Annotated in this window: 16 protein-coding genes; 5 read left to right on the forward strand and 11 right to left on the reverse strand. The window is 60.7% G+C overall.

From position 1 onward, the window contains the following. Positions 1 to 98: 98 nt before the first annotated feature. Both CKW29_RS13510 and CKW29_RS13515 read right to left on the reverse strand, forming a co-directional pair. Entirely contained in the window at positions 99 to 764 is a 666-nt protein-coding gene (locus CKW29_RS13510) for a fumarylacetoacetate hydrolase family protein (protein ID WP_095145990.1), read from the reverse strand. Between the two features lie 40 nt (positions 765 to 804). Continuing rightward, positions 805 to 2,199 (reverse strand): FAD-binding oxidoreductase, encoded by a 1,395-nt coding sequence (locus tag CKW29_RS13515; protein ID WP_095145988.1) that lies wholly within the window; start codon positions 2,197 to 2,199, stop codon positions 805 to 807. Positions 2,200 to 2,403: 204 nt separating this feature from the next. Here CKW29_RS13515 and serA point away from each other — a divergent pair, with 204 nt between their 5' ends. Further along, positions 2,404 to 3,633, forward strand: a complete 1,230-nt coding sequence (gene serA, locus CKW29_RS13525; RefSeq protein WP_095145984.1) for a phosphoglycerate dehydrogenase — start codon at positions 2,404 to 2,406, stop codon at positions 3,631 to 3,633. Between the two features lie 101 nt (positions 3,634 to 3,734). On the opposite strand, the gene CKW29_RS13530 is transcribed toward serA, so the two are convergent. Continuing rightward, positions 3,735 to 4,172, reverse strand: a complete 438-nt coding sequence (locus CKW29_RS13530; protein ID WP_095145983.1) for a DUF4399 domain-containing protein — start codon at positions 4,170 to 4,172, stop codon at positions 3,735 to 3,737. Between the two features lie 132 nt (positions 4,173 to 4,304). Between CKW29_RS13530 and CKW29_RS13535 the strand changes: the two genes are divergently transcribed. After that, the gene (locus CKW29_RS13535; RefSeq protein WP_095145981.1) at positions 4,305 to 5,078 is read left to right on the forward strand and encodes a transporter substrate-binding domain-containing protein; all 774 of its coding nucleotides are present in this window, start codon (positions 4,305 to 4,307) and stop codon (positions 5,076 to 5,078) included. 37 nt (positions 5,079 to 5,115) lie between these two features. Here the strand turns inward: CKW29_RS13535 and CKW29_RS13540 are convergent, their stop codons facing one another. Together CKW29_RS13540 and CKW29_RS13545 are read right to left on the reverse strand one after the other, a co-directional pair. Beyond that, positions 5,116 to 5,601, reverse strand: coding sequence for a DUF523 domain-containing protein (locus CKW29_RS13540; RefSeq protein ID WP_095145979.1), 486 nt, complete (start codon positions 5,599 to 5,601; stop codon positions 5,116 to 5,118). Between the two features lie 2 nt (positions 5,602 to 5,603). Beyond that, complete coding sequence (locus CKW29_RS13545) at positions 5,604 to 6,236, reverse strand: 2OG-Fe(II) oxygenase (RefSeq protein WP_095145972.1); 633 nt, start codon at positions 6,234 to 6,236, stop codon at positions 5,604 to 5,606. A 132-nt stretch (positions 6,237 to 6,368) separates the two neighbouring features. Between CKW29_RS13545 and CKW29_RS13550 the strand changes: the two genes are divergently transcribed. Continuing rightward, positions 6,369 to 7,121 carry a DUF2059 domain-containing protein gene (locus CKW29_RS13550; protein ID WP_095145971.1) on the forward strand — a complete coding sequence of 251 codons (753 nt, stop codon included), beginning with the start codon at positions 6,369 to 6,371 and terminating at the stop codon, positions 7,119 to 7,121. Between the two features lie 44 nt (positions 7,122 to 7,165). Here the strand turns inward: CKW29_RS13550 and CKW29_RS13555 are convergent, their stop codons facing one another. Then, entirely contained in the window at positions 7,166 to 8,113 is a 948-nt protein-coding gene (locus CKW29_RS13555) for an alpha/beta hydrolase (protein ID WP_095145970.1), read from the reverse strand. Positions 8,114 to 8,222: 109 nt separating this feature from the next. Between CKW29_RS13555 and CKW29_RS13560 the strand changes: the two genes are divergently transcribed. Together CKW29_RS13560 and CKW29_RS13565 are read left to right on the forward strand one after the other, a co-directional pair. Beyond that, positions 8,223 to 8,801, forward strand: a complete 579-nt coding sequence (locus CKW29_RS13560) for a DUF6436 domain-containing protein (protein WP_095145969.1) — start codon at positions 8,223 to 8,225, stop codon at positions 8,799 to 8,801. Between the two features lie 103 nt (positions 8,802 to 8,904). After that, positions 8,905 to 11,316 (forward strand): penicillin acylase family protein, encoded by a 2,412-nt coding sequence (locus CKW29_RS13565; protein WP_095148650.1) that lies wholly within the window; start codon positions 8,905 to 8,907, stop codon positions 11,314 to 11,316. A gap of 101 nt (positions 11,317 to 11,417) precedes the next feature. Here CKW29_RS13565 and CKW29_RS13570 read toward each other — a convergent pair whose 3' ends face one another. From CKW29_RS13570 to CKW29_RS13590, 5 genes are all read right to left on the reverse strand, one after another. Then, entirely contained in the window at positions 11,418 to 12,308 is an 891-nt protein-coding gene (locus tag CKW29_RS13570; RefSeq protein WP_095081811.1) for an ABC transporter permease subunit, read from the reverse strand. Further along, positions 12,305 to 13,225, reverse strand: coding sequence for an ABC transporter permease subunit (locus CKW29_RS13575; RefSeq protein WP_095145965.1), 921 nt, complete (start codon positions 13,223 to 13,225; stop codon positions 12,305 to 12,307). Before CKW29_RS13575 ends, CKW29_RS13570 begins: the two co-directional genes overlap by 4 nt. Then, positions 13,222 to 14,364: an ABC transporter ATP-binding protein gene (locus tag CKW29_RS13580; protein ID WP_095145963.1), complete on the reverse strand. Its 1,143-nt coding sequence runs from the start codon at positions 14,362 to 14,364 to the stop codon at positions 13,222 to 13,224. Before CKW29_RS13580 ends, CKW29_RS13575 begins: the two co-directional genes overlap by 4 nt. Positions 14,365 to 14,438: 74 nt before the next feature. Then, positions 14,439 to 15,533, reverse strand: a complete 1,095-nt coding sequence (locus CKW29_RS13585) for a polyamine ABC transporter substrate-binding protein (RefSeq protein ID WP_095148651.1) — start codon at positions 15,531 to 15,533, stop codon at positions 14,439 to 14,441. 187 nt (positions 15,534 to 15,720) lie between these two features. Next, a complete protein-coding gene (locus CKW29_RS13590; RefSeq protein ID WP_095145959.1) occupies positions 15,721 to 16,833 on the reverse strand; it encodes a polyamine ABC transporter substrate-binding protein in 1,113 nt (370 codons plus the stop codon). Positions 16,834 to 16,978 lie beyond the last annotated feature (145 nt).

A 16,978-nucleotide genomic window follows, 5' to 3' on the forward strand; every position in this document is an offset into this window, starting at 1 on the left:
AGGGGTCGTTTTCAGGAAAGGACGCAGCAAACAGCCAGGTCAATAGATCGCAGGCAGCGCCAGCTCCAAAGGGAGGCGGCGCAGCTGGCGACCGTGGTTCAGCGAACGCTGCTGGTAAAGCTACCGGCGCCTGGAAGCTCCAGCACCAGTTCGTCACCGACATTCAGCGGGCCCACGCCCACCGGCGTACCGGTCAGGATCACGTCACCGGCCTGCAGCGAGAAGCAGCCGGCCATGTGCTGGATCATCGGCACGATCGGGTTGAGCATGGCGCTGCTGTTGCCATCCTGGCGAACTTCGCCATTGATGGTCAGGCGGATGCCAATGTCGCTCAGGTCGGCAAAGGTGCTGCTGACCACGAACGGCGCCAGTACACAGGCGCCATCGAAACACTTGGCGATTTCCCACGGCAGGCCCTTGGACTTGAGCTCGGCCTGCTTGTCGCGCAGGGTCAGGTCCAGCGCGGGGGCAAACCCGGAAATCGCATCCAGCACTTCCTCACGACTCGGCCGGGTCGACAGCGGCTTGCCGATCAGCACCGCGATTTCCGCTTCGTAGTGCACCGACCCGCGATCGACCGGAATGGCAAAACCCCCGTCCAACGGCACCACGCAGCTGCCTGGCTTGATGAACAGCAACGGCTCGGTCGGCACCGGGTTGTCCAGTTCCTTGGCGTGCTCGGCGTAATTGCGCCCGATACACACCACTTTCCCGACCGGGAAATGAATACGTGTACCGTCGACATATTGGTGCTGATAGCTCATTACCGACTCCTGCCTTAGTGATTCTTCAGGTACGACCCCTTCAAACAGCGAAGATTTTGCCCGGGTTCATGATGCCATTCGGGTCGAACACCGCCTTGACGGCCTTCATGTACTCGATCTCGACCGGGGAGCGGCTGTAGGTCAAGTAATCGCGCTTGGTCATGCCCACGCCGTGCTCGGCGGAAATCGAACCGTTGTACTTCTCGACGGTTTCGAACACCCACTTGTTCACCGTTGCGCACTTGGCGAAGAACTCGTCCTTGCTCAGGTTATCCGGCTTGAGGATGTTCAGGTGCAGGTTGCCATCGCCGATGTGGCCGAACCAGACGATTTCGAAGTCCGGGTAGTGTTCACCGACAATCGCGTCGATTTCCTTCAGGAATGCCGGCACTTTCGACACGGTGACCGAAATGTCGTTCTTGTACGGTGTCCAGTGGGAAATGGTCTCGGAGATGTACTCGCGCAGCTTCCACAGGTTTTGCAGTTGCGATTCGCTCTGGCTCATCACGCCGTCCAGCACCCAGCCTTCCTCGACGCAGTGTTCGAAGGTTTCCAGGGCGTGGTTGGCCACTTCCTCAGTGGTCGCTTCGAATTCCAGCAGCGCGTAGAACGGGCAATCGGACTCGAAAGGGGCCGGCACGTCGCCACGCGCCAGGACTTTGGCCAGGGCCTTGTCGGAGAAGAATTCGAAGGCGGTCAGGTCGAGCTTGCTCTGGAACGCGTGCAGCACCGGCATGATCGAGTCGAAGTCGGCGGTGCCGAGCACCATGGCAGTGAGGTTTTTCGGTGCGCGATCCAGGCGCATGGTCGCTTCGACCACGAAACCCAGGGTGCCCTCGGCACCGATGAACAGCTGACGCATGTCGTAGCCGGTGGCGTTCTTGATCAGGTCGCGGTTCAGTTCCAGCAGGTCGCCCTTGCCGGTGACCACTTTCATGCCGGCCACCCAGTTACGGGTCATGCCGTAGCGAATGACCTTGATCCCGCCGGCATTGGTACCGATGTTGCCGCCAATCTGGCTGGAACCCGCAGACGCGAAATCCACCGGGTAGTACAGGCCTTTTTCTTCGGCCACGTTCTGCAAATGCTCTGTGACCACACCCGGCTGACAAACAGCGGTGCGATCGGTCAGGTTCACGTCGAGGATCTGGTTCATGTAGTCGAAGGACACGACCACTTCGCCGTTGGCCGCCACCGCCGCAGCGGAAAGCCCGGTACGCCCGCCGGACGGCACCAGTGCGACCTTGTGCTCATTGGCCCAGCGCACAATGGCCTGGACCTGCTCCGTGGTCTTGGGAAACACGATGGCCATCGGGGCCGGGGCGAAATGCTTGGTCCAATCCTTACCGTAAGCATTCAGGGAGTCGGCATCGGTCAACACCTTGCCAGGCTCAACCAGGGTCTTCAGCTCATCAATCAGGGCAGGATTGGTCATCGACAGAACTCTCGAACAATTCATGGTCATCCTGAGAACGCTTCACGTCGCAGGAATGAGTGTTTAGCGGGGTGCATATGCTAGCATACCGACCCCGCAGGGTAGTGCCCAAAGGCTGTTCTGCGGCGACGGCTTTCCTGCCGTCCGGGTCAGCATCTGTTGACCATTTCCTGCCATTTATCTCCGGGATACAGGTTTACGCAGATGAGCAAGACTTCTCTCGATAAGAGCAAGATCAAGTTCCTTCTTCTCGAAGGCGTCCACCAATCGGCTGTCGACGTCCTCAAGGCGGCGGGCTACACCAGCATTGAGTACCTCACAGGTTCTCTGCCGGAAGCCCAGCTCAAGGAAAAGATCGCCGATGCGCACTTCATCGGTATTCGCTCTCGCACTCAACTGACCGAAGAAATCTTCGATCACGCGAAGAAACTGGTCGCTGTGGGCTGTTTCTGCATCGGCACCAACCAGGTCGACCTCAGCGCTGCCCGCGAGCGTGGTATCGCGGTGTTCAACGCTCCGTACTCCAACACCCGCTCCGTCGCCGAGCTGGTGCTGGCCGAAGCGATCCTGCTGCTGCGCGGCATCCCGGAGAAAAACGCTTCCTGCCACCGTGGCGGCTGGATCAAGAGCGCGGCCAACTCCTTCGAAATCCGGGGCAAGAAGCTGGGCATCGTCGGTTACGGCTCGATCGGTACCCAACTGTCGGTCCTGGCCGAAGGCCTCGGTATGCAGGTGTACTTCTACGACACCGTGACCAAGCTGCCACTGGGTAACGCCACCCAGGTCGGCAACCTGCACGAGTTGCTGGGCATGTCTGACATCGTGACCCTGCACGTACCGGAAACCGCGGCTACCCAGTGGATGGTCGGCGAGAAGGAAATCCGCGCCATCAAGAAGGGCGGGATCCTGATCAACGCCGCTCGCGGCACCGTGGTCGAGCTGGACGCCCTGGCGGACGCGATCAAGGACAAGCACCTGATCGGCGCGGCCATCGACGTATTCCCGGTGGAGCCACGCTCCAACGACGAAGAGTTCGAAAGCCCGCTGCGTGGCCTGGACAATGTGATCCTGACCCCGCACATCGGCGGTTCTACCGCTGAAGCGCAGGCCAACATCGGCCTGGAAGTAGCCGAGAAGCTGGTCAAGTACAGCGACAATGGTACGTCGGTGTCCTCGGTCAACTTCCCGGAAGTGGCCCTGCCGGCTCACCCTGGCAAGCACCGTTTGCTGCACATCCACGAGAACATCCCGGGTGTGATGAGCGAGATCAACAAGGTCTTCGCCGAAAACGGTATCAACATTTCCGGTCAGTTCCTGCAGACCAACGAGAAAGTCGGCTACGTCGTGATCGACGTCGATGCCGAGTACTCGGACCTGGCGCAAGAGAAGCTGCAGCACATCAAAGGCACCATCCGTAGCCGGGTGCTGTTCTAAGAGCAGCTGCAAGCGGCAAGTCGAGTTCGCCTTTGCTTTAACCTGAGGCTTACAGCTTGCCGTTATGAAAAAGGGAGCCCCCCCATCGGGGCTCCCTTTTTTCATTCCACCGTGACGGTGATTTTTTCCGAAAGGATCGGCGGGTCGAACGGCATGTGGTTCTTGTCCCCCAACTCCAGTTGCAAGGTGTGCTTGCCAGGCGCCAGGGTCACTTCGGTTTCGGTCTGGGCCTTGCCGAAGTGGATGTGCTGGGCGTCCGCCGGAATCGGCAGGTTCTCGGCCGGCAGCTTGTCGACGTCGATCAGCAAATGGTGGTGCCCGGTGTGAGGGGTTTGATCACCCGCCGGAGCCAGGGAAATGTCACTGACACCGAACTTGACTTTAAAGGTCTTGGCCACGGTATCGCCGTTGACCGGGGTGACGATAAATACTTGCGCGTCCTGCGGTGCCTGGGTGCGTGGGATATCCGCCGCACTGGCCAGCATCGAAGCACTGAGCATCAAACCCGCCAGGGCTGCACGAGACAAAAAGGTTTTCATTCTTTTCTCCATTTTTCCGCTTAATCTCTACGAATGGGACAACTTCGTAGCAATTCGTTGTCGAAGGACCTCAACACCATAGCAAAGCGAGCCGCAACAGCGCGTCGCCTATAAATAATTCAAGGAGTGACCATGCGTTTTCTGCCTGGCCTGATCATGTTGCTACCCCTTCTGAGCCCTTTGGCTCACGCCGAACTGATCGATGAAGTCAATGACCGCGGCGAACTGCGCATTGCACTTGAAGCCAATACGCCACCGTTCAACTTCAAGGAAGACGGCAAGCTGACCGGTTTCGAAGTCGAACTCGGCCAACTGCTGGCCAGCGAGCTGGATGTGCGCGCCGATTTCGTCGTCACCGATTCCACCGACCTGCTGCCGGGCGTTGAAAGCGGCAAGTACGACGTCGCGATCAATCACATAGCACTGACCCCGGAGCTCAAGGATCGTTTCGACTTCAGCGAACCTTATAGCTATTCGAGTGCACAATTGATCGTTCGCCAGGAAGAACAGCGCCCGCTCGGCTCATTGCTGGCGCTCAAGGGACAGGCCCTGGGCGTTGCGCAAGGCAGTCAGTTCGTCGATCAGGCGCGCAGCGTCGAGGGCATTGACCTGCGCAGCTACCCCGACGCACAACAACCGCTCAAGGACGTGGCGGACAAACAGCTCGACGCGGCCATCAGTGATCGCCTGTTGATTCCCTACGCCATTCGCGACAGCCGCTTGCCCGTCAAGGAAGGGGCCAGGGTCGGTCCGACCCTGAGCCTGGCGATTCCGTTTCAAAAGGGTAACCCGGCCTTCCAGGCCGGCATCGACCGAGCGTTGCAACGGCTCAAGGCAGACGGCCGGTTGATGAAACTGTCGGAAAAGTGGTTCGGCATGGACGCGAGCCAGCCGCCAAAACTGTAAGAGCTCGAGATCCTCGCCACAGGTTATGCGCTTGATGTCAGTCCAGCGCAGACAACGCGATTGCTGCCTCGGCCAGTTGCAACTCACTGAACACCCGCACGCCATGACGGGTCAACAAGGCTGCGGTGACCCCCTCGCCGCTGACCTTGACCCCGCTGAAGGTCCCGTCATAGGTCAGCAGGTTACCGCAGGACGGGCTGTTGGCCTTGAGCACGGCGATGCGGATGCCGTGCTGTTGCACCAATTCCAGTGCCTGGCGCGCGCCCGACAGGAACGCATCACTGACGTCCTCGCCCTCAGTCGTGATTACCCGGGCCGTACCCTCAAGCACCTGGACACCCTGGCCGCCGGGAATCTCCGCCGCTGCCCGAGGCGTCGGCAAGCCGCCGGCGACTTCCGGGCACAAGGCGATCACCCGACCTTCGGCGATCCACTGCTCCAGCTGATTGAACGGCCCGCTGGCGCCACCGTCGTAACGGACGCGGTGCCCCAGCAAACAACGGCTCACAAGGATTTTTTGCATGATCAGAACGGCTCGTTGCCCCGCCGGCGAAACCAGCCGGTCAATGACAGGCGTTCGCGGGTCGCGGGCAGGACTTCATGGGGCACTTCGCCTGACAGGAATACCACCAGACAGCCACCCGTGGGCACCACATCATGCTCGGCGTCCTCCTCCAGGTACATCCGCAACTGACCGCCATGTTCCGGCAACCAGGCATCGTTGAGGTAGATCACCGCCGAGACCATGCGCCGGTCGTCGTCGCGAAAACGGTCGACATGCTTGAGGTAGAACGCCCCGGGCGGGTACAGGGCGAAATGGCTTTCGAAATCCTCAAGGCCCAGAAACAAGCCGCGGTTCAATGCCTCGCGCAGGCTGTCCATCAAACCCAGATAGCGGTCGCAGGCCTCGGCTTGCCCGGGCTCCAGCCACTGAATGTGATCGCCACGGATACCTTCGCGAATCTCCGAGAACGGCCCGCGCCCTACCGCCGCCGGCGCCAGTTCACCCTCGGCCGCACGCTTGCGGCATTCAGCCGCCAGCTCGGTGGTCAGACCCTGAGGCAAGAAAATAGCCTGCTGCGACCAGCCGCGTGCAGCCAGGTCGTCAACGATACGTAACAGCAGCGGGTGATCAGAGGGTATGTGCATGGCGCGCATAGTATTCCTGCGCCAGCAAATCCGACAGCACCGCATAGCGGAGGATCGTCGGATAAGCAGACGATCCTGATACGAATTCTCGACAACCTGTGTCTGGCCCCGGAGAATAGTCGCCTGCCGACAGGAGTCCTTATGCGCCGTTTGCTTTTTTCACTGTTGATGCTCTGCACTTTTCCCGCTTGGGCAGACGGCCACGACCAGTTATACAAGGTCGCCGGTTGGCCAGAGCAGCGAGCGCATTTTAACGATGCCCTGACCGCCGCCCAGCAGCGCTACCAAAATAGTTTGCCGCCAGCGGTATTCCAAGCGCTGGTCAATAACAGCAATCAACGCTTTGCGCCGCAGGCCATGGATCGCCGCGCCGAAGCGCAACTGCGTAAAAACCTCCCGGATCCGAAACCGGCACTAGCCTTCTTCCAGTCACCCCTGGGGCGCAAGATCATCGCCGCCGAGTTGCTCGCGACCCGCCGCGACCAGTTGGCGAAAAACGCCAAGGGCCTGCCGAAAATGGAAGCCAGCGACACTCGCCAGTTGATCATCGGGCACTTGGCCCAGGCCCTGCCCGCGCGCGAAGCCGGTGCCGAAGTCAGCCTGGCAATCGCCGGCGTGGCGGCGGACAGCCTGAGCCAGATGATTCCCGGCCTGCTCGGCGGCGGCCAGGCCCAAGGCATGTTGAACGGCCAGCGCCAGCGCTTGATGGAACAGATTGGCAGCGATCTGAACAACACCTTGCTCTACGTGTATCGCGACCTGTCCGATCCGGAGCTTGAAGAATTCGCCACGTTCGCCGAGTCGCCACAAGGCAAGGCTTACTACCAGGCGGCACTGGCGGCGATTCGCGCGGGGTTGGCAGTGGGCCAGAGTACCTCGAGCCTCAACCCGTAATCTTCGGTGCCTGGACGATCGCTTTCGGCGAATCGCAACAGGCGCTAACGATTCCAGCCCTTCATCCGCTTGGTCAAAAACCCGAAATACTCCTGGCGCAACGCCTGGGTTTCGTTCGCCAGATGATGGCGGGCCTCGGGCAGTTTCAACACCTGCGGGCGTTCGAACTTGCCTGCCAGTACCTCAAGGTTGTGCTGCCAATCCACCGTCATGTCTGACTGCCCCTGCACGATCAACGGCGTACGACTGCTGCGTGGGGCCGCTTCGATGCGCTTGATCCAGCTCGCTAGCGCCCCGACCCAGGCGGTCGGCAAGCGTTGTGGCTGCAGCGGGTCGGCCTGCAGAAAGGGCAAGAACGTCGGGTCGTTGGAGTTCTCGCTGAAACGTCGGGCGATGCCTTTGACGAACGGCTTGAGCAGGTAATAACTGAACTGCGACCAGCCCCAGGCCCGTGGCCGCACCAGGGGTGACAGCAGAATCACCTGGCCCTGGGCCGGACTGTTCGCACCCTGATTGAGCACATGATCAATCACGATCGCCCCGCCGGTACTCTGCCCACACAGATGCCACGGCTGTGGCAGGCCAACGGATCGCGCCTCGGCGAACACCCCTTGCAGCGTGTCCTGGTACTCGGCGAAATCCCGGATGCTGGCACGCTCGCCGCTGGACAAACCGTGCCCCGGCAAGTCGCAAGCGATCACGGCAAAACCCTGATCCAGTGCCCACTCGATCACATGCCGGTACAGCCCGGTGTGATCGTAGAAGCCGTGAAACAGAAACAGCGTCGCCTTCGCCCCCTCGGGCCACCAGAGCTGGCTGACCAGTTCATAACCGTCCACCTCGAAACGGCCAAGCCCCGTGCGCAGCGTGCGCCCCGGGAAATCCAGCCCGTAGAAATTCCGGTAGGCCCGGGCCTCCACCGACAGCGGCTGCGCCTGTGCCAGGGGCCGCAGGCTGGCGCGCAGGTGATCGGGATCGAAGGTGGCAGGCATGGCGGGTTTCCAGGCAAAGCGCGGAGCGCGAAACAGACTTTATGGGCCTGCGATATTCATCTGTCGTGGCAAGCATGGCAAGCTACGCCACCTTCAAGGATGGTTTCGTATGCGCCCGCACTCCCGCACGACATTGCTTGCCGCCCTGCTCGCCCTGATATGCGCCGGCGTGCTGTGGGCGGCGTACGACTGGTTTCAGGGGCGCTACCTGCGGGCATTCAGCTCGCACACGGCGGTGTTTTCCGGCGACCCCTTGCGTCTTCCCGAGCACCTGGCCGGCCCCGGCGCGATTCGCGTCGTGCACTTCTGGGACCCGGCGTGCCCATGCAACGTCGGCAATCAACAGCACCTGGCCGAGCTGCTGACGCACTACGCCCCCCAAGGCGTGCAGTTCTACGCGGTCCAGAAACCCGGCAGCCAGGGGCAGTTGCCCGGCACCCTGAGCGGCCTGAAAACCCTGGAAATCCTCCCAGGCTCGGAACAGATCCCCGCCAGCCCGGCGGTGGCGATCTGGGATCGCAGCGGCAAACTGGCGTACTTCGGGCCTTACAGCGAAGGCCTGACGTGCAACTCGAGCAACAGCTTTATCGAACCCATCCTGCAAGCCCTCAGCGAAGACCGTCCCGTCAGCGCCACCCACACCCTGGCGGTGGGCTGCTATTGCCCGTGGGCCAGTGAACCGCAGTAGGGCATTCAGGACTTTTCAAGGTAGGTGATGCCCGACGCACAAGGTCTGTGCTAAATGTGATCGCCCTGGCTGGCGGCACCCATAAAAAGAACAAGGAGTTCCCATGAAACGCGTCCTGACCCTACTGGCTGTACTGCTTGCGGCCCTCATCGTCGGCGCTGGCTGGTACGTGTACAGCAAACAGCCTTCGCGCCAGGGCCTGGTGCAGTTGCAGCATCTGGAAGGGTCGGTGACGGTGCGTTACGACGAGCGCGGCGTGCCGCACATTCGCGCCGAAAGCGAACTCGACCTGTACCGCACCCTCGGCTATGTGCAGGCCCAGGACCGACTGTTCCAGATGGAAGCCATGCGCCGCCTGTCCCGGGGCGAACTGGCCGAAGTACTGGGTCCCAAGCTGCTCGACACCGACAAGCTGTTTCGCAGCCTGCGCATCCGTGAGCGCGCCGACAGCTATGTGGCCGCGCTCGACAAGCAATCCCCGGCGTGGAAGGCCCTGCAAGCCTACCTGGACGGGATCAACCAGTATCAGGACACTCACGCCGCACCGGTGGAGTTCGACGTGCTGGGCATCCGCAAGCGCCCGTTCACCGCGCAGGACAGCGTCAGCGTCGCCGGCTACATGGCCTACAGCTTTGCCGCGGCCTTTCGCACCGAACCGATACTGACCTACGTGCGTGATCAGTTGGGCCACGACTACCTGAATATCTTCGACCTCGACTGGCAGCCCAAGGGTGTGCTGGCCCAGCAGCACACCCCCAATGCCCCAGCCCTCAGCACCAGTGACTGGCAAGACCTCAATGCCATTGCCCGCCTGAGCGAGCAAGCGCTGGCCGACAACGGCCTGCCGCAATTCGAAGGCAGCAACGCCTGGGTGATTGCCGGCAACCACACCAAGAGTGGCAAGCCCTTGCTGGCCGGTGACCCGCACATTCGTTTCTCGACGCCGGCGGTGTGGTACGAGGCCCAGCTGTCGGCACCGGGCCTGGAACTCTACGGCCACCATCAGGCACTGGTGCCCTTCGCATTCCTGGGTCACAACCTGGACTTCGGCTGGAGCCTGACGATGTTCCAGAACGATGACCTCGACCTGATCGCCGAGAAGGTCAACCCGGACAATCCCAATCAGGTCTGGTACCACGACAAGTGGGTCGACCTGGTCACGACCGAGCAGCAGATTGCCGTGAAGGGCCAGGCGCCGGTCAACTTCACCCTGCGTCAGTCGCCCCACGGGCCGATCATCAACGACGTGCTCGGCGCCAACGCCGGCAAGACCCCGATCGCCATGTGGTGGGCGTTCCTCGACACCCAGAACCCGATCCTCGAAGGCTTCTACCAGCTCAATCGCGCCGACACCCTGGCCAAGGCCCGCGCCGCGTCCGCCAAGGTGCAGGCACCCGGGCTGAATATCGTCTGGGCCAACGCCAAGGGCGATATCGGTTGGTGGGCCGCGGCACAACTGCCCAAGCGTCCGGCCGGGGTCAAGCCAGGCTTCATCCTCGACGGCAGCACCCACCAGGCCGACAAAGAAGGCTTCTACCCGTTCAGCGCCAACCCGCAGGAAGAAAACCCGGCGCGCGGCTACATCGTCTCGGCCAACTTCCAGCCGGTCTCGCCGACAGGCATGGAGATTCCTGGTTACTACAACCTGGCCGACCGTGGCCAGCAGCTCAACCTTCAGCTCAGCGACAAGAACCTGAAGTGGGACATCGACGCCACCCAGAAACTGCAACTGGGCACCACCACTGGCTACGGCCCTCGCCTCCTGGCACCGCTGTTGCCGGTATTGCGTGACGTGGTCAGCGACCCGCAGGAGCGCAAATGGGTGGAACAACTGGCACTGTGGAAAGGCGACTACCCGCTGGAGTCCATCAGCGCCACGCTGTTCAACCAGTTCCTGTTCAACCTGGCCGACGGCGCACTGCATGACGAACTCGGCGACAGCTTTTTCGGCACCCTGCTCTCGACCCGGGTGATCGATGCCGCGCTGCCACGGTTGGCGGCGAACGCGGATTCGCCGTGGTGGGACAACCGCGCCACACCGGTCAGGGAAACCCGTGCCGACGTGGTCAAGGCCGCCTGGAATGCCAGCCTGGCGCACCTGAAAACCACCCTCGGCCCGGATGCCTCCCAATGGCAATGGGGCAAGGCCCATACCCTGACCCATAACCATCCGCTGGGCACGCAAAAGCCCCTGGAGCGCATCTTCGACGTCGGCCCGTTCGAGGCTCCCGGCACCCATGAGGTGCCGAACAACCTCTCGGCCAAGATCGGCCCCGCGCCGTGGCTCGTGACCTACGGCCCGTCGACCCGACGCATCATCGATTTCGCCGACCCCGCCCACGGCCTGACCATCAACCCGGTCGGCCAGAGCGGCGTGCCGTTCGACCCGCACTACGCCGACCAGGCCGAAGCCTATGTCGAAGGTATCTACCATCAAGCGCACTTCAGCGAAGAAGAAGTGACCGCCAATACCCGCAGCACCTTGAAACTGCTGCCGGCGCGGGGCGCGCAGTAGCGACTGAAAACCTGCAATCCCATGACATCGGATACGCCAGACCGAAGGCATAAAAAAACCTCGCTCCCGATGCCGGGAGCGAGGTTTTTTGTACAGCGGGCTTAAGCCGCTTCCGGTGCCTGGGCCCGGCGCACGTCCGGTTGTTTCCAGGAATCGGCGGCACTTTCCTCGATGGCTTGCTGAATTGCACGCTTGCGGTTTTCTTCGGCGCGACGGCTGAAGAACCAGACCAGGAAGGTCACGATCGATACCGCCAGCAGGATCAGGCTGGCCACGGCGTTGATCTCGGGCTTCACGCCCAGGCGCACCGCCGAGAACACTTCCATCGGCAGGGTGGTGGAACCTGGGCCGGAGACGAAGCTGGCGAGCACCAGGTCATCCAGGGACAACGCAAAGGACATCATGCCGCCCGCCGCCAGCGACGGCGCGATCATCGGGATGGTGATCAGGAAGAACACCTTCCACGGCTTCGCACCCAGATCCATGGCCGCCTCTTCGATGGACAGGTCCAGCTCGCGCAACCGCGCCGACACCACCACCGCCACATAGGCGGCGCAGAACGTGGTGTGGGCGATCCAGATGGTGACGATGCCACGCTCCTGCGGCCAGCCGATCATCTGCGCCATGGCCACGAACAGCAGCAGCAGCGACAGACCGGTGATCACTTCCGGCATTACCAGCGGCGCGGTCACCAGGCCACCGAACAGCGTGCGGCCCTTGAAGTGGGTAATCCGGGTCAGCACGAAGGCCGCCAGGGTGCCCAGGGCAACCGCTGCAATCGCGGTGTAGCAGGCGATTTCCAGCGAGCGCACCACCGAACCCATCAGCTGGGAGTTGTCCAGCAGGCCGACGTACCACTTGATCGACCAGCCGCCCCAGACCGTTACCAGTTTCGAGGCGTTGAACGAGTAGATCACCAAGATCAGCATCGGCAGGTAGATGAACAACAGGCCCAGCACCAGCATCAGGCTGGAGAAACGAAAGCGCTTCATTCTCTACCCTCCATTTCCTTGGCCTGACTGCGGTTGAACAGAATGATCGGCACAATCAGGATTGCCAGCATCACCACAGCCAAGGCAGACGCCACCGGCCAGTCACGGTTGTTGAAGAACTCTTGCCACAGCACTTTACCGATCATCAGGGTTTCCGGACCGCCCAGCAGTTCCGGGATCACGAACTCACCCACCACCGGGATGAACACCAGCATGCAGCCGGCAATGATGCCGTTTTTCGACAGCGGCACGGTGATCTTCCAAAAGCTGTTGAAGGTGCTCGAACCCAAGTCGGACGCGGCTTCCAGCAAGCTGGTGTCGTGCTTCACCAGGTTGGCGTAGAGCGGCAGGATCATGAACGGCAGGTAGGAATAGACCACGCCGATATAGACCGCCAGGTTGGTATTGAGGATCTGCAGCGGTTCGTCGATCCAGCCCATGGTCATCAGGAAGCCATTGAGCAGCCCGTTGTTGCTGAGGATGCCCATCCACGCGTACACGCGGATCAGGATCGCGGTCCAGGTCGGCATCATGATCAGCAGCACCAGCACGGTCTGCATTTCCTTGCGCGCACTGGCAATGGCATAGGCCATCGGGTAGCCGATCAGCAAACAGAGGATGGTGCTGATCAGCGCCATCTTCAACGAGCCGAGGTAAGCGGCGATGTACAGCTCATCCTCGCTGAGCATCACGTAGTTGCCGAGGTTGAGCAGCAGCTGCAGCTTCTGCTCAACGAAGCTGTAGATCTCGGTGTACGGTGGAATGGCCACGTCCGCTTCGGCGAAGCTGATCTTCAACACGATGAAGAACGGCAACATGAAGAACAGGAACAGCCAGAGGAACGGAACCCCGATGACCAGCTGACGGCCACCGGGAATTATTCGACTGAGTCGACGCTTGAGCTTTCGCATGTTCATGAGCGCAGTACCACGCCGCTGTCATCTTCCCACCAGACGTAGACCTGGTCGCCCCAGGTCGGACGCTGCCCGCGACGTTCGGCGTTGGCCACGAACGACTGCACCAGCTTGCCGCTCGGCAGCTCGACGTAGAACACCGAGTGGCCGCCCAGGTAGGCAATGTCATGCACCTTACCGCTCGACCAGTTGTGTTCGCAGGTCGGCATTTCTGCGGTGACCAGCAGTTTTTCCGGGCGAATCGCGTAGGTCACCGACTTGTCCTGCACCGAGGTGCTGATGCCGTGCCCCACGTAGATGTTGCGATCCAGGTCCTTGCAGGTGATCAGCGCATGGCCCTCGGCGTCGTCCACCACTTCACCTTCGAAGATGTTGACGTTGCCGATGAACTCGCAGACCAGGCGGCTGGTCGGGGTTTCGTAGATGTCGATCGGGCTGCCGATCTGGGCGATCCAGCCCAGGTGCATGATCGCGATGCGCTCGGCCATGGTCATGGCCTCTTCCTGATCGTGGGTCACCATGACGCAGGTCACGCCCACACGCTCGATGATTTCCACCAGCTCCAGTTGCATCTGCGAGCGCAGTTTCTTGTCCAGCGCACCCATCGGTTCGTCGAGCAGCAACAGCTTCGGGCGCTTGGCCAGGGATCGGGCCAGGGCCACACGCTGGCGCTGACCACCGGAGAGCTGGTGCGGCTTACGTTTGGCGTACTGGCTCATCTGCACCAGCTTGAGCATCTCGGCCACTCGGGCGTCGACCTCGGCCGTCGGGATCTTGTCCTGCTTGAGGCCGAAGGCAATGTTCTGCGCTACCGTCATGTGCGGGAACAGGGCGTAGGACTGGAACATCATGTTGATCGGGCGCTCGTACGGCGGCATGTCCGTGATGTCCACGCCGTCGAGGAAAATGCGTCCCTCCGTAGGCCGTTCGAACCCTGCGAGCATGCGCAGCAAGGTCGATTTGCCCGATCCCGAACCGCCGAGCAGGGCGAAGATCTCGCCTTTCTTGATTTCCAGGGACACATCGTCCACGGCAATCGTCTCGTCGAACTTCTTCGTGACCCGGTCGATTTTGACCAGCACCTGCTTAGGTGTCTGGTCGCCCTCGAGGGCTTTCTTATAGGCGCCGGAGGCAACTGCCATTTACGAAACTCCCAACAAAAAGAGTGCAGTTCGCCCAATACGGGCGAAACCTTGGATAGGTTGAGCCTTTGTCACTATTTACCCGACTTGACCTTGGTCCAGCTGCGGGTCATCAAGCGTTGAATGTTCGGTGGCAGCTCGATCGACACGTAGGTCTTGTCGAGGACCACTTGTGGTGGATACACCGACTCGTCTTCGCGAATCGACTGATCCATCAGCTTGTCCGACGCAGGGTTCGGGTTGGCATAGCCGACATAATCGCTGACCTGGGCAATCACCTCAGGCTTGAGCAAGTAGTTGATGAACGCATTGGCTTGCTTGACGTTGGACGAGTCCTTGGGAATCGCCAGCATGTCGAACCACAACGCGCCGCCTTCTTTCGGAATCGAGTACGCGATGTTCACGCCCTTGCCAGCTTCGGCTGCACGCGCCTTGGCCTGGAAGATGTCGCCGGAGAAACCGATCGCCACGCAAATGTCGCCGTTGGCCAGGTCTGCAATGTATTTGGAGGAATGGAAGTAAGTCACGTAAGGCCGTACCGCGAGCAGCTTGGCTTCCGCCTTCTTGTAATCCTCAGGGTTGGTGCTGTTGGCATTCAGGCCCATGTAGTTGAGGACCGTCGGCATCATTTCATCGGCGGAATCCAGGAAGGCTACGCCACAGCTTTGCAGCTTCTTGATGTTTTCCGGTTCGAACAGCACGCCCCAGGAGTCGATCTTGTCGACGCCCAGTACGGCCTTGACCTTGTCGACGTTGTAACCGATGCCGTTGGTGCCCCACAGATACGGCACGGCATACAGGTTGCCCGGGTCGTTTTGTTCGAGGCGCTTGAGCAGCACCGGATCAAGGTTGGCGTAGTTGGGCAGCTGCGACTTGTCGAGCTTCTGGAATGCCCCGGCCTTGATCTGTTTGCCCAGGAAGTGGTTGGACGGCACGACCACGTCATAACCGGTACGCCCGGCCAGCAACTTGCCTTCCAGGGTTTCATTGGAATCAAACACGTCATACACCGGCTTGATGCCCGTGGCTTTTTCGAAGTCCGCCAGGGTGTTTTCGCCGATGTAGTCCGACCAGTTATAAATATGCACGGTGGGTGCGGCTTGCACACTGACGGCGAGTGTCAGGCCGGCGCCAACCAGCATGGCTTTGCGAAACAAAGAAATAGGCAAGTGGTGGTCCTCTTAAATAGTTGGGCCCAAGTTGCCCAGCGTTACATGACAGCCGTGGCTGCCTGGCAACAAAACCGGCGCGCAACTTACCCTCGATAAACCGATCCAGCAAAACTTTCTGTCATTTAATTGTTCCTGATGCCGCCGTCAGCACGACGACGGCAACAGGACAGTGCTTCAAACCGGCTTATTTACCGGATTTGATCTTGGTCCAGCTACGGGTCAGGATCCGCTGGGTAGCGGCCGGCAAGTCGGCAATCGCATACAGCTTGGCCAGAACATCCGCCGGCGGATAAACACCCGGGTCGCTGGTGATGTCTTTGTCGACCAGTGCCGTGGCTGCCGCGTTACCGTTCGGGAAACGTACGGCGTTGGTGATTTCAGCCATGATTTCCGGCTTCATCAGGAAGGTCATGAACTTGTAGGCGCCCTCGACGTTCTCGGCATCCTTGGGGATGGCGACCATGTCGTAGAAGCTGCCTGCACCTTCTTTCGGAATGTTGTAGCTGACCTTGACCTTGTCACCGGCTTCAGCCGCGCGGGCCTTGGCCTGGTAGATGTCACCCGAGTAACCCACGGCCACGCAGATGTTGCCGTTGGCCAGGTCGGAGATGTACTTGGACGAGTGGAAGTAGCCCACCGAAGGACGGATCTTCAGGAACAGCGCTTCGGCTTCGGCCAGTTGTTTCTTGTCCTGGCTGTCGGTCGGATAGCCCAGGTAGTGCAGCGCCACCGGGATCATCTCGGTAGGCGAGTCGAGGAAACTGATGCCACAGGATTTCAGCTTGGCCGCGTTTTCCGGCTTGAACAGCAGGTCCCAGGAGTTGGTCGGTGCATCGGCACCCAGGGCGGCCTTGACCTTGTCGGCATTGAAACCGATACCGATCGAGCCCCACATGTACGGGAAGGCATGTTCGTTGCCCGGGTCGCTGACCGAGACGGCTTTGAGCAGCTCAGGGTTCAGGTTCTTCCAGTTGGGCAGCTTGGACTTGTCCAGCTTCTGGTAGACGCCGGCCTTGATTTGCTTGGCCAGGAAGTTGTTCGAGGGTACGACGATGTCGTAGCCGGACTTGCCCGCCAGCAACTTGGCTTCCAGGGTCTCGTTGCTGTCGAAGACGTCATAGACAACTTTGATGCCCGACTCGTCTTCGAACTTCTTGACGGTGTCCGGTGCGATGTAGTCAGACCAGTTGTAAACGTGCAGTACCTTGTCATCAGCCTGGACCGCGCCAGCCATCAGCCCCAGCAGGGACATGGCGAGCAGTGTCTTGCCACCGAGCTTTTTACCTAGTGCCTTCATGCGTAATGCTCCAAATTGTTCTTTTTTGAACCACTTGTTCCGCGGCCGAACCCGGGCAACTGGAACTATGGCTAGTCTGGCAAGTTCAGTGGCGGTCTTTCAAGGAAAGGCCAAGCTTTCTGATCTCCCTGAGCGAAAGGGCCTG

It is taken from the genome of Pseudomonas sp. Irchel s3a18 (genome assembly GCF_900187535.1).
In the GTDB taxonomy this organism is placed as follows: domain Bacteria; phylum Pseudomonadota; class Gammaproteobacteria; order Pseudomonadales; family Pseudomonadaceae; genus Aquipseudomonas.